We start from the raw sequence: 12875 nt of genomic DNA, 5'->3' as shown, positions 1-12875 counted from the left end.
TGCCTTGGCCTCACATCTCGGGGATCGCGCTCTGCGCGAGCAGGGCCCGGATCGCCTCGATCGTGGCACCGCCGCTGTCGGCCAGAGCCTTGCTCTCGGCCAGCGACGGCGCCGCGGTGACGGGGGGCTCGGCGAGAGCGATCGCTGCCGCCTCGGCGCGGACCGGGTCACCGCCAGCCGTGCTTGCCGCGAGATCGCCCGCGAGCCAGGCCAGGCGCGCCGCGTTGGCACTGTCGCCAAGTTCGGCATAGGCGGAGCGGGCGAACGCGTAGTCCCCCATCGCCTCGCGCGCCTCCGCCCGCAGCCGCAGAACATCCTCGCCTTGCAGCCCGACCAGCGCGATTTCCGCCGCCTGGGCGTCCCCCTTCGCGAGGGACAGGCGCGCCTCCAGCAGACGCCAGTCATGCTCCCTTCCGGGTGGAACGGGCCCGGCGAGCCAGCGGCCGGCCGGGTCGGGAAGGCCCAGCGCAAGGAACCGCCCCGCGATCTCGAGCGCGAGGGCCGCGGCAGCGGGCGCCAAGGCAATATTGCCCGGATCGAGCGCAAGGCGCAGGAAGGTGCCGTCGTCGCCCGAGGTGGCGAGCGCGCCCAGCGCCTCGATCCGCGCCTTCAGGCGGGTCTCGGCCACAACCTCGCCGGGGGCGTCGATCTCGCCGAAGGCCCGGTCGAACTCGGCATTTGCCCAGGCGGCACGCACGTGAGCGAGCCACAGTGCATCGCGATCTTCGGTGCTGCGCCCCTCAGTGCTGTAGGCGGCGGTCAGATCGACCATGGCCGGCGCGACCGGTCGCCCCTCCTCGGTGGCGAGGTCGACGCTTGCTACGGCAGCCGCGACGCCGAGCTCGCCGGGGGCCGAGATCAGGCCCGAGAGCAAGGCCTCCGCCCGGTCCGGGGCGCCACTCGCGCGGGCGATCCCAGCCGCCGCAAGCTGCATCTCCTCTGTCGTGCGCCCGAGCGCGCGCGCCATTCGGGCGAGCACGTTGCTGGCAAGATCGGCCTGCCCCTCCTCGGTCAGCCGTTCCGCGAGCCGTGGGCCGAGGGTCCTGCGCAGGGAAAGCGGCAGCTCCTCGAAAGTGGCGAGGACCGCGGGCGCCGCGATTTCCGCCGAGGCGGGCAGTTCCTTCGCTCCCAGCACCGCCCAGAGCGCGGCGCGGCCGTGGCACTCGCTTTGCCCGGCGAAGACGCCAGCCGGATCGCCACCGCCGTCGACCAGCGTGGCGAGGGTCATGAGCACCGGGTCGGGGATATCGTCTTCGAGCTGAAGGAGCGCCCGCGCCTCGGCCCCGAAGCCGAGCGAGATGTAGAGCTGCGCCAGCTCGCGCTGCACGCGAGTGTCGATGCGATCGAACTCTCCCACCAGACGGGCGCGCAACGCCCCCAGCCGCGCGAGGGCGGCCTCTTCTCCGTCGGACCCGAACCAGCCGGGAAGGTCGAGCCGCCGATCGTCCAGGCAGGCCTTCTGACCGCCGATGCGCAGGACCGAGGACGCTCCGAACCCGCGGGAGGCTGGGCCGGTCAGCATCTCGGCACTCATCGAATGGTCGGGCGCCGCTCCGGGCGGATCCCGTGCCACCCCGGGTTCGCCATCACCATGCTTCGGCAGCTCCTCCGTTGCCGGCAGCTGCGAGAGCGGTCCGTCAGCGTCGAGCAGGCCGCGCGTTGCACCCAGCGCCAGCTGCTCGGCCAGCGATTGGCCAAAACTCTCGGCAATCGCCCGATCCTCAGGCGATGTCCCGATTTCCGCGGCAAGCCGCGGCCCCGGATCGAAGGAAGGCAGCAGAGCCCGCGCAGCGGAATGACCGATATCTCCGGGAAGGATGCCAAGATCGAGAACGGGTGCCGCGCTCGGCGATACCAGTGGCGTCGGTTCATCCACTTGTGCAACCGGTACCGGAAGAGGCGCGGGTGGCGGGTCTCCGGCGCGGCGAGGCCGGACATCCATCACGATCATCCCTCCACCCTGTTGAGAGGCCTCGACGACGCAGTCGCAGGCAAGGGCGAGGTCCACGCCGGCACCATCTGCAAGAGCCGCGACATTGCTGACCCGGTCGCGCGTGATGCGCCGGTACACGGCGTCGAACCCGAACTGGAAACCGCCCTTGTCGAATTCCACCCGGTAGGATGCAGGACCCGAGGACCCTGCCCGCCAGCCGAGCCCGGCGGGAATGTCGAGCACAAGCCGCGTGAACCCGCCGTGCTCGCCACTGCGCATCTCGATCTGTTGCGCGACCGCCAACTCCGGCAGCCAGGACGCCAGAACGGCAATTAGAAGGCGCCATCCGCCGGATGTCCGCCTCCCACGGCTCATGCCGCCTCCTGCTTGACGGATTTCAGCGCTTCCTCGAGGTCGACGAAGCTGGGACGGAAATGCGCCGGGGTGTTCTGCCGCCCGACCTCGATGCAGATGTTCGTCGCGTGGTTGTGCAGGTTCGCCACCAGCACCTCGCGGATCAGCTTGTAGAAATGAAGATCCTCGCCGACCACTGCCTTCACCTTGTTGGCGAAGGGGCCCATGAACCCGTAGGCGAGGAACACGCCGAGAAAGGTGCCGACCAGCGCACCGCCGATGAGCTTGCCCAGGACCTCGGGCGGCTGGTCGATCGAGGCCATGGTCTTGATCACACCGAGCACCGCCGCCACGATGCCCAGCGCGGGTAGCGAATCCGCCATGCTCTGCAGCGCGTGGCTCGAATGCATGCGGTGCTCTTCCAGCGCCTCGATCCGCTTGTCGAGCACCTCTTCCACCTGGTGCGGATCGTCGTAGTTCATCGACATCGAGCGCATGGTGTCGCAGATCAGCTCGATGGCGACCTTGTCACCCTGGATCTTGGGATATTTCGAGAAGATCGCGGACTCGCCGGGCGACTCCACGTGTTCCTCGATCGCCACGGGGCTCTGCCGCGCGAGCTTGATCAGCTCGAAGAGCAGGCAGAGCAGTTCCTTGTAATCATTCGGTTTCCACTTCACGCCCTTGAACACCATGCCGATGTCCTTGAACGTGTGCTTCACCACGCCGCCATCGTTGCCCAGCAGGAAAGCACCCGCCGCCGCGCCGCCGATCATCATCATCTCGAAGGGAAGCGACTTCAGGATGATCGCCATCTTGCCACCGGCGGCGAGATACCCGCCGAAAACCATGCCGAAGATGACCACTATGCCGATGATGCCGAGCATCCGGTGACTCCTTCACCACAGGTTTTCGGCCTGGACAGGCACGGCGCCGGTCCCTGGCCCGTCTCACATGACGACGAATTCAGCATGGAGAGCGCCCGCCGCCTTGATGCTCTTGAGAATGTCGATCATGTCGCGCGGCGAGACCCCAAGCGCGTTCAGTCCGGCAATCACCTCGGACAGCGAGGTGCCGCCCGGCACTTCGGCCAGCGAGACCCCCGGATCCTCGGTGATGTTCGCGTTTGTTCTGGGCACGACGATGGTCTGACCCTCGGCAAAGGGGTTGGGCTGGACGACCAGCGGCGTCTCGTCGATGCGCAGGGTGAGATTGCCCTGCGAAACCGCGACGCGGGAAATCCGCACATCCTCACCCATGACGATCGTGCCGGATCGCTGGTCGACCACCACACGGGCACGGCGCTGCGGCTCGACAGGTAGATTCTCGATCGCCACGACCGCGCGCGCGGGTGAGCCGGCGCCGGTGCGGCGAAGGTCGACCGCCACCGTCCCCGCGTCGAGCATGCGCGCGGCCCCACCGCCGACCGCGCCGTTGATCACGCGCTCGATCCGCCCGGCCGTCGTGAAATCAGGCTCGCGCAACGCAAGGCGCAGCGTCGAGATCTGGGTGAAGTCGAAATCGACCTCGCGCTCGATCCGGGCCCCGGCGGGTATGACGCCTGATGTCGGAACCCCCTGAACGACCCGCGCCGCGTCGCCCTGCGCCGAGGCCCCTCCCGCGATCACCGTTCCCTGCGCCACAGCGTAGATCTCGCCGTCCGCGGCGTTCAGCGGGGTCATGATCAATGTCCCGCCGAGCAGGCTGCTGGCGTCGCCGATGGCGGAGACGGTGACGTCAATCTGGCTTCCGGCACGGCCGAAGGGCGGCAGGCGGCCGGTCACGAAGACAGCCGCAACGTTGCGGGGCCGGAACTGTTCGCCAGTCACATTGACGCCGAGCCGTTCGAGGATGTTCTGCATGATCTCCTCGGTGAAGGGAGCCTTGCGCAACCCGTCTCCGGTGGCGTTGAGGCCGACCACGAGCCCGTAGCCCACCAGGTCGTTGGACCGGACACCGTCAAGCTCGACGAGGTCCTTGATCCGGACGGCCTGCGCCGCGCAGGGCTCCGCCACGTCGAAAAGCAGGGCTACTGTAGACAGCGCCAGGAGCGAGCGGAGCAGCAGGGCCCGCATCAGAGGAAGTCCACGAGCGACAGCTGCGACGAGCGCGCGGTGATGGCATAGAGGCTTTCAAGCTGCGTCCGCACGTTCTCGTAGCGCGCCGCCGCCTCGAAACTGTCCGCGCCGACCAGATCGACCCGCGTCATGCTGAGCGCGCTGCGTTCGGCGGAATTGCGCGTGGTGACCTCTTCGATCCGGGCTTCCTTGGCACCCAGACCGGCGCGCAATTCGACCAGCCCCTGCTGGTCGCCGAGCAGCTCGCGACCCGCCTGCGAGAGAAGCTCGGTCTGCACCTCGGGCGCGAGGGCCAGGGTGCTGTCTGCGGCAAGCGCCGCCTTGGCCACGGATTTCAGCAGCCTACGGAAGACCAGATCGTCGCCGCGGATGTCCAGCGCGACCGACTCGCCGCTGCCGATGCGGATCGGGCTCGCGTCGTCCGTGGCGCCAAGATAACCGCTGGTCTCGAAACCGCCGCCCGCCGCGTCGAACTAGGTGTCGAGCGCCGTGTCCACATCCGCCGCCGTGGCCTGCCCGGCCAGGGCGGTCCGCAGGTCCGCAAGCATCGTGTCGAGCCCCGCGACGCTTGGGGTGTCGCTGGCCGTGCCGGAGAAGAGGAACCGCCCGCCGATGTTGCGATTCAGCCCGTTCAGGACCTGCCCCATGGCGTTGCGCGCCTCTTCCGAGAAGGTCTCGCGCATTTCCTGCGTGGGGGTCAGCTCGGCCGAGAGCAGCACCTGCGAGAGAAGCTCGGCGCGGCTCTGTATTTCGTCGAGCGTGGTCTGCATGGTGGCGGCCCGAGCGCCCGCCTCGGTCGTGCTGACGCGGAAGGCCTCGAGCCGGGAGAGGTCGCGGTCGAGCGCGACCAACCCGGTGACGTCGCCCTGGAGGTGCCGCGCCGGGTCGCGCACGAAGCCGGTCGCGATCTCGACCCCGAGCTGGTCTAGCTCGCGGTTGAGCCGGGTGTGATGCGCGGTCAGGACGAGATTGCGCGCCAGGTCTCCCACGGATTCCATCTTCATCCTCCTCAGATGGCGAGAAGCCGCTGCATCAGCTCGTCGATCACGCTGATCACCCGGGCATTCGCGGCATAGCTCTGTTCGATCCTGATCAACGCCTGCAGCTCGGCGTCGCTGTCGACGCCGTTGGACAGCTCGATCTCGCGCAGCGCGGTGTTCTGGGCCTGGGTGAAACTCAGCTCGTCCTCGGCCCGCACCCGGGTCAGCGACAGCGCCGAATGGAATTCAGCGACGTGCTGCGCAAAGCCCTTGCTTCCGGCGCCAAGGCTCGCCGAGGAGGGCACGGTCAGGGTTTCCAGCGCCGTCATGTAGCCGCTGAGCAGCGTCGCGTCCCCCACCGCGCCCTGGCTCGTCGCGCCGAGCCCGTCGCGCAGCCGCCAGGTGCCGTTGCCCTCGGGGTCGACCAGCGCGTTCAGCGTGATCCGCCCCGCCAGCCCGGCCTCGTCGAGCGGGTCGAAGGCCGCGCCCGCGTCGGTGAAGAGCCCCGGGTCACCCGCGGCGAGCGTTCCGTCCGGCCCGCCCGGGGCGAAGCGTTCGATGAGGTCGCGCGACAGACCGTCGAGCCCGGCCTGCAGCTCGGGCGCGAGCCCGTCGCGAATCTGCAGCTGCGCGCCCAGCGTGCCGCCGCCGAGCGGGCCGCTGTTGCCGCTGGAGATCGCGACGCCATTGATGGTCAGCCCGGACAGCGCCCCGCCGGCAAGGGTCATGGTCGCGTCGATCGCCCCGGTGGCGGTGAAGCCGATCTCGACCGGGGCGCTGTTGATCGTCGGGTCGTAAAGCACCGTGCCGGAGGCGGCGTAGAGCGCCTGCGCCCCGAAGGGACGGTCGACGACGCGCAGCGGCACGATGTCCGCCAGCTCGTCGATCACCCGCTGGCGTTCGTCCTGCAGCGAGGACGCGTCCCCGCCGCGGATCACCTCGGCCGAGATCGCCTCATTCAGTGAGCGCACCCGGTCGAGCCCGGTGTTCAGCCTGTCCACCTGCCCCGCGACCGAGGCGTCGGCCTCGACCCGGCCCTGCTGCAGTTCGGTGCTGAGCGCGTTGAGCTTGTCGGTGAAGTCGAGCGCGGCCTGCGCCAGCGTCTCGAGGCGCTGGGTCGAGGCCGGGTCGGCCGCGGCGGAGACCAGCGCCGTCTCAAATGCGGCGTAGCGCCCGGTGAGCGAGCCCAGCGCGCCGCTCTCGCCGACCAGCGCCTCGAACCGCGTGGCGAAGGTCTGCATGTCCGAGGCGAAGCCGGTGCCCGCGTCCGAAAGGCGCCGGTCGGACAGCACCGCGGCATCGACGAGGCGCACCACCCCGAGCACCGACACGCCGCCATGGCTGCCGCTGCCCCGCGAGGCGGTGTCGAGCTCGCGCCGGCCATAGCTTTCAGTGGTGGCATTGGCGATGTTGGACGCGACCACGGTGGCCGCCCGGCTGTTGGCGACGAGACCGCTCGTCGCGTTGGAAAGGGCTCCGGTCAGGGACATGCGCGTGCCTCCTCGGGCTGAAACTGTCGCGAGCTGCGGTGTCGCCCCGCCGCGCCGCCAGGTCAGGCGCGGCGCGGGATCGTGGTCAGCGCTTGATGTTCGTCGTCTCCTGCAGCATCTCGTCGACCGTCTGGATGACCTTGGCGTTCGAGGAATAGGCGCGCTGCGTCTGGATCATGTCTGTCAGTTCCTGCGCCACGTCGGTTGTGGATTCCTCGCGCGCGTAGGACTTGATGTCGCCGGTCGGGCCGTCGCCCGCGTCCCAGAGGAAATAGGATCCGCTTTCCGGCGAGGGTTTGAAGGTTTGGTTGTCCATCGGGATCATGCCGTTCGGATTCGGCAGATCGGCGAGCGGGATCTGGTAGAGCGTCTTGCTCACACCGCTGTCGTAGAGCGCATTCACGAAGCCGTTCTCGTCCACTTCGACCGAGACCATGTTGCCCACGGGCGAGCCGTCCTTGGTGATCGAGATCGGGGCGAAGCTGTTCGAGAGCTGCGACAGCCCGTTGGTGTCGCCGACCGCGCCGATGTCGATCTCGATCGGGCCGCCGTCGACCGTCACGGTGACGATGCCCGTCGCCGCGGAGTAGGCGCCGCCGGAGACCGTGGTGACGGTGCTGATCTTGCCGCCCGCGGCGCGGGTGTCGTCGAAGGTCACCACGTATTCGCCGATCACCGCGCCGGCCGAGGCGGAATCGGTCATCACGATCGTCCACTCGTTGGACATGCCGGTGGCCGGCACGGTCGGGGTGAAGGTCATCGAGATGTTCTGCGAGACGCCGAGATTGTCGAAATACTCGACCGAGAGCGTTTCCGACGCGCCGTCGGAATCCGACATCGTGGCGGTGGCGGGCAGGTTCAGGCTCATTTCCACGGCGGTGGTCGGATCGCCCTGCAGGTTGAGACTGAAGCGCACCGGCTCGAGCCCGTCCACCGTGTCGCGCGGGAAGTTGGGGATCGTCCCGTCCATGTCGGCGGGCCAGCCCATCAGGAAATAGCCGAGCTCGTTCGCCAGGTAGCCTTCCTCGTTGATCCGGAAGGAGCCGGTGGAGGTCAGCAGCAGCTCGGGCTCGGTCGGGTTCGCCTCGTATTGCGAGCCGGCGACGACGGGCAGCATGCCCCTGCCCCGCACCGCAAGGTCGGTCGCGTTGCTCGTGGTGACGAGCGAGCCCTTCTGGTCGATCACCCGCAGGTTCGAGGACATCACGCCCCCTGCCGTGTAGGAGCGCCCGCCATCGGTCATCACCAGCGAGTTGAACTCGGTCTCTGCCCGGCGGTAGCCGTAGGTGGAGGAGTTGGCGATATTGTCCGAGATCGCCGCCAGGCGGCTGGCGTTCGCCGTGAGCCCCGAGACGCCTGCGTTGAGAGACGAAGAGATGGTCATGGGCGCGCCTTTCTGCTGTCATCCGTTCCCGTCTCCGAGGACAGTACGGGCGGGGACTTAACGGCGGGCTAACAGGTAAAATCGCGGGAATATCCGGGGCCGGTGCAGCGCCCAGCGTGCGACGAACGCGCGCGGCGCGCCGCCCTGCCCTCACTTGCGCAGGAAGATCACCTCGACCCGGCTGTTGCGGGCGTCCATCGGGTTGCTGCGCGCGGGTTCGCGGTCGGCATGCGCCGTGGTCCGGGCGATGCGCGACTTGGGCACGCCCGCCTCCTGCAACAGCTCGCGCATCCAGGCGGCGCGGTCCGCCGACAGATCCCAGGACCTGTCCTGTGCGAGCACGATGGGCGACGCGGGAACGTGGCCCTCGATCGCCACCGGGTTGCGCACCGCCCTGCCCGCCCCGGCGATGATCTGCGCGAGCCGACGCAGCAGGAAGGTCGGGCTGCCGTCCGGCCCGAAGAGCGGCGCGTCCGCGGTCTCGAACAGCTCGACCACCAGCCCCTCGTCGGTGACCCGGGTCACCACGTGGCGCATCAGCCCGTCGTCCACCATGCTTTCGCCAGTGCGGCCGGTAAGCCGGTCGCGCAGCTCTTCGAGAGCCGCCTGCTCGGCGCTGTCGGGATCGGACTTGCCCGTGGTCTCGCTGCCGCGCGCGGCGTCCTTCTCGGTCGCCTCCATCGCGGTCGCGCCGGTGCCCATGCGCGGCAGGACGTTCTCGGAGAAGGTGCTCTCGCCCCCCATCAGCCCGTCGCCGCCGCCCGAGATGCGGGCGACCGCGATGGTCGGGTTGAAGTAGTCCGCCAGACCCTTGCGCTGCTTCTCTGTCGTCGCGTTGAGCAGCCACATCAGCATGAAGAAGGCCATCATCGCGGTCACGAAATCCGCGTAGGCGACCTTCCAGGCGCCGCCATGGTGACCATGGCCGCCGCCCTTCTTCTTCCGCTTGATGATGACTGGCGCGACATTGCTGTCGACCGTCATGTCCACCACCTTCCAAGCACCCCGGACCGGGATAGCCCGGGTGCGGTTACCCCTGGCTTAAAAGATCGAAATCTTCGGAGAATGCCCTCCGGGCACCGTGCCGCAGAACCCACAACCGCGCGCCGCTCGGTCGCGGATGAATGGACAGTCGCCCGGTTTGGCTCTAGCTCTGTCCAAAACGCGCGAGAGCAAGAGCAGTGAGGACGTGATGGCACGACGGGCAGGATTCGCGGCAATGCTGGCCGGAGCCACGGCACTGGCAACGGTGCTGGCCGGCGCCGTCCGTGCGGACACGGTGCCGAGCTTCAACCTCTACGGCCTTCCCGGCCTGATCGACATGCCCGATGCCAACATGGCACCGGATGCGACGCTGGGGATGACCTACGGTCGCATGGACACGGCCAACCGCGGCTCGGTGAGCTTCCAGATCATGCCGCGGCTGGTCGGCACCTTCCGCTACACCGGCATCGGCGATTTCGACCACAGCGCCTCGGCGGACGGGATCTACTACGACCGCAGCTTCGACCTGCGCTTCCAGATCCTGACCGAGAGCGGCTGGCGGCCCTCCGTGGTGGTCGGCCTGCAGGACTTCATCGGAACCGGCATCTACAGCGCCGAGTACCTCGTCGCGACCAAGACGCTCGGCCGCGGCGTGCAGGTGACCGGCGGTCTCGGCTGGGGGCGCCTTGCCAGCCACAACGGCTTCGAGGGCTTCGGCGATCGGTCCGCGGAGATCCTCGGCACCGGCGGCCAGCCCACCACCGACCGCTGGTTCCGCGGCGACATCGCGCCCTTCGGCGGCATCTCCTGGTCGCCGAACGAGCGGCTGACCTTCAAGCTCGAATATTCCTCGGACGAGTATGTCACCGAGACCGAGCTTGCCGGGTTCGAGCACGAGTCGCCGATCAACCTCGGCATGGACTACCGTTTCAAGAACGGCACGCAGCTGTCGCTCTACTACGCCTACGGCAACACGTTCGGAGCGCAGGTCACCTACGCGATCAACCCCAAGACGCTCGGCATCCCGGGCGGCATCGAAAGCGCGCCGACCCCGGTCAGCCCGCGCTCTGCCGCCGATGCCGCGGATCTCGGCTGGACCGCCGACATGGTCTCGGCCGAAGCCTCGACCCGCGACCGGCTCGCCCGCAGCCTCGACCGCGAGGACCTCGCGCTCGAGGGCTTCGACCTGCAGCCGCGCCGGGCCACGCTGCGCCTGCGCAACGACACCTACGGCGCACCGGCGCAGGCCGTCGGTCGTGCCGCCCGGATCATGTCGCGCATCCTGCCCGGCTCGGTCGAGGAATTCGTCATCGTTCCCTCCGAGCGCGGCATGCCCGCCTCGGCGATCACGCTGCGCCGCTCGGATCTCGAGGCGCTCGAGAACGAGGCCGCGGTCGACATGCTGGCCCGCACGCGCTTCGACGAGGCGCCGAAGGACACGCCGCGGATGGAGCTCGAGGAATACCCGCGCTTCCTGTGGTCGCTGGCGCCCTACTACAGCTACAGCACCTTCGACCCCGACGGCCCGTTCCGCATCGACATCGGCGCGTCGCTGGGCGGTGAATTCCAGATCACCCCGAACATCATCGCCTCGGGCTCGATCAACAAGAAGGTGGTCGGCAACCTCGACGAGGTCACGCGGGTTTCGGAATCGCACCTGCCGCGCGTGCGCACCGACTACGGCGACTACGCGCGCGAGGCCGATCCGAAGATCCCGCGCCTGACGCTGGCCTTCTACGGCAAGCCCGCCTCGCAGCTCTACAGCCGCCTGACGCTCGGCTATCTCGAGCCGATGTACGCCGGCGCCTCGGCCGAGCTCCTGTGGAAGCCGGTCGACAGCCGCTTCGCGCTCGGCGCCGAGCTCAACTACGTCGAACGGCGCGACTTCGACATGCTGTTCGGCCTGCAGGGCAACGAGACCACCGACCCGGTCTCGGGCATCACCCGCAGCTTCCCGCACGTGAACGGCCACGTCTCGGCCTATTACGACATCGGTGGCGGCTTCAACGCGCAGCTCGACGTCGGCCGCTACATCGCCGGCGACACCGGCGCGACGCTGACCTTCACCCGCGAGTTCGTCAACGGCTGGCGCATCGGCGCCTTTGCCACGGTCACCGACGTCTCGACCGAGGACTTCGGCGAGGGCTCGTTCGACAAGGGCCTGATGTTCACCATCCCGGTCGCCATCGGCACCGGCCAGCCGTCGCGCAACGACAGCACGCTGACCCTGCGCTCGGTGCAGCGGGACGGCGGCGCGAAACTGGCCATCGACAACCGGCTCTACGAGCGTATCCGCGAAAATCACGAGCCCGACGTGGCCGCTTCCTGGGGAAGATTCTGGCGATGACCTTCGAAAAAACCTGCCGCGTCGCGCTTCTTGCAGGGGTGATCGCCTCGTTGGCCGCCTGCGGCAACGACCAGCGCCGCGACCCGATCCTGGAAAGCGCCTATGCCACCATCTTCGGCGGCGACGACAAGGAGCCCGCGGGCATCTCCGAGAAGGCCGTCGCCCAGACGCTCGCGGCCACCGATCTGCCGGTCATCCGGTTGCGCATCGTCGAGCGCAAGTCCGAGGCGCTGGCGCTGCAGATCGAGCAGAACGGCGAGCACCGGACCTATGCCACGGCCGAGCGCCAGGCGATCGTGCTGCGCCACGGGATGATCACCGGCACGCGCGGTCTCGGCGGTGACCTGATGTCGGTCGAGGAGGACCGCGTGCTCGGCCTCGTGCGCGGGCGCAAGGCGGGGCAGGCGGTCTACGTGCAGCGCTTCCTCACCCCCGAGGACGTGACCGAAGAGATCAGCTACCATTGCAACGTCGAGCCGGACAAGCGTGTCGAGGCGGCGCAGGGCAAGGTGCGGACCACCGGCACCGAGATGGTCGCAGCCTGCACCAGCGAGACCGGCGCGCCCTTCGTCGACTACTACGTGGTCGATGACGGCGGCGAGATCGTCGCCTCGCGGCAGTGGCTGGGCGAGACCACCGGCTACATCACGATGCAGCAGCTCCAGCGCTGATCAGTGCAGCCCAATGCGCCTGACCACGGTCGCCGCCATCAGGCGAAGATCGTAGCAGAGGCTGCGGCGGCGGGCGTAGATCAGGTCGAGCCTTGCCTTGCGCGGCACGCAGCGCCGGCAATAGACCGCCTCGGTCTCGTCGGCATTGCGGCAGGGCGCGAGCAACCGTTCCTCGGTGCGGTGGAAGGCGAGGGTGGCAAGGCCGGTCACCCCGGGCCGGGCGCGCAGCACCTCGGCATATAGCTCCGGGAACATCTCGGTGTAGCGGCGCAGCGGCGGGCGGGGCCCGACGAAGCTGATGTCGCCGCGCAGGATGTTCCAGAGCTGCGGAAGCTCGTCGAGCCGATACTGCCTGAGAAATTTTCCCGTTTCAGAGATTCGGCTGGACTTGTCGCCGCCTGACACGCCCCGGTCGCCCGCATCCGGGCGCATCGTGCGGAATTTCCACAGCCGGAAGCCCTCGTCCGGCGTCTTCATCCTTTCGGAAAGGTAAAGAACCGGCCCGCCGTCGCGCAGCAGGATGACGAGGCAGATTCCGAGGATCAGGGGCGACAGGAGGATCAGGAGAAATGCGGCAATTGCAATGTCCAGCAACCGCTTCGTGACCGTCATTCCCGTCCTCTCCCAGCATGCAACCGCGCAACGCGTTGCGAA

At 68.5% G+C, this 12875-nt stretch carries 11 protein-coding genes; 2 read left to right on the top strand and 9 right to left on the bottom strand.

Translation table 11 applies throughout. The features are described 5' to 3' along the window. Positions 1-10: 10 nt before the first annotated feature. The 8 genes from PVT71_RS05660 to PVT71_RS05625 form a co-directional block, all read right to left on the bottom strand. Entirely contained in the window at positions 11-2308 is a 2298-nt protein-coding gene (locus tag PVT71_RS05660; RefSeq protein WP_353473531.1) for a hypothetical protein, read from the bottom strand. After that, a complete protein-coding gene (motA, locus tag PVT71_RS05655) occupies positions 2305-3174 on the bottom strand; it encodes a flagellar motor stator protein MotA (RefSeq protein ID WP_353473530.1) in 870 nt (289 codons plus the stop codon). Before motA ends, PVT71_RS05660 begins: the two co-directional genes overlap by 4 nt. Before the next feature lie 63 nt (positions 3175-3237). Beyond that, on the bottom strand, positions 3238-4365 hold the full coding sequence (locus tag PVT71_RS05650) for a flagellar basal body P-ring protein FlgI (RefSeq protein WP_353473842.1): 1128 nt from the start codon (positions 4363-4365) through the stop codon (positions 3238-3240). Continuing rightward, positions 4362-4694 carry a flagellin gene (locus tag PVT71_RS05645; protein ID WP_353473529.1) on the bottom strand — a complete coding sequence of 111 codons (333 nt, stop codon included), beginning with the start codon at positions 4692-4694 and terminating at the stop codon, positions 4362-4364. Before PVT71_RS05645 ends, PVT71_RS05650 begins: the two co-directional genes overlap by 4 nt. Positions 4695-4838: 144 nt before the next feature. Beyond that, positions 4839-5363: a hypothetical protein gene (locus PVT71_RS05640; RefSeq protein WP_353473528.1), complete on the bottom strand. Its 525-nt coding sequence runs from the start codon at positions 5361-5363 to the stop codon at positions 4839-4841. Between the two features lie 11 nt (positions 5364-5374). Next, positions 5375-6835, bottom strand: coding sequence for a flagellar hook-associated protein FlgK (flgK, locus tag PVT71_RS05635; RefSeq protein WP_353473527.1), 1461 nt, complete (start codon positions 6833-6835; stop codon positions 5375-5377). Between the two features lie 85 nt (positions 6836-6920). Further along, a complete protein-coding gene (locus tag PVT71_RS05630) occupies positions 6921-8219 on the bottom strand; it encodes a flagellar hook-basal body complex protein (RefSeq protein ID WP_353473526.1) in 1299 nt (432 codons plus the stop codon). Between the two features lie 150 nt (positions 8220-8369). Beyond that, positions 8370-9203, bottom strand: coding sequence for a flagellar motor protein MotB (locus PVT71_RS05625; RefSeq protein WP_353473525.1), 834 nt, complete (start codon positions 9201-9203; stop codon positions 8370-8372). 208 nt (positions 9204-9411) lie between these two features. Here PVT71_RS05625 and PVT71_RS05620 point away from each other — a divergent pair, with 208 nt between their 5' ends. Continuing rightward, a complete protein-coding gene (locus PVT71_RS05620) occupies positions 9412-11550 on the top strand; it encodes a YjbH domain-containing protein (protein ID WP_353473524.1) in 2139 nt (712 codons plus the stop codon). Then, positions 11547-12221: a YjbF family lipoprotein gene (locus PVT71_RS05615; protein ID WP_353473523.1), complete on the top strand. Its 675-nt coding sequence runs from the start codon at positions 11547-11549 to the stop codon at positions 12219-12221. The genes PVT71_RS05620 and PVT71_RS05615 overlap by 4 nt, the downstream gene beginning before the upstream one ends. On the opposite strand, the gene PVT71_RS05610 is transcribed toward PVT71_RS05615, so the two are convergent. Further along, complete coding sequence (locus PVT71_RS05610) at positions 12222-12833, bottom strand: sugar transferase (protein ID WP_353473522.1); 612 nt, start codon at positions 12831-12833, stop codon at positions 12222-12224. Positions 12834-12875 lie beyond the last annotated feature (42 nt).

The sequence above is a fragment of the Salipiger sp. H15 genome (genome assembly GCF_040409955.1).
Lineage (GTDB): Bacteria > Pseudomonadota > Alphaproteobacteria > Rhodobacterales > Rhodobacteraceae > Salipiger.
The sequence above is the reverse complement of the archived record's forward strand: the minus strand, read 5'-3'. Positions and strand labels throughout refer to the sequence as shown.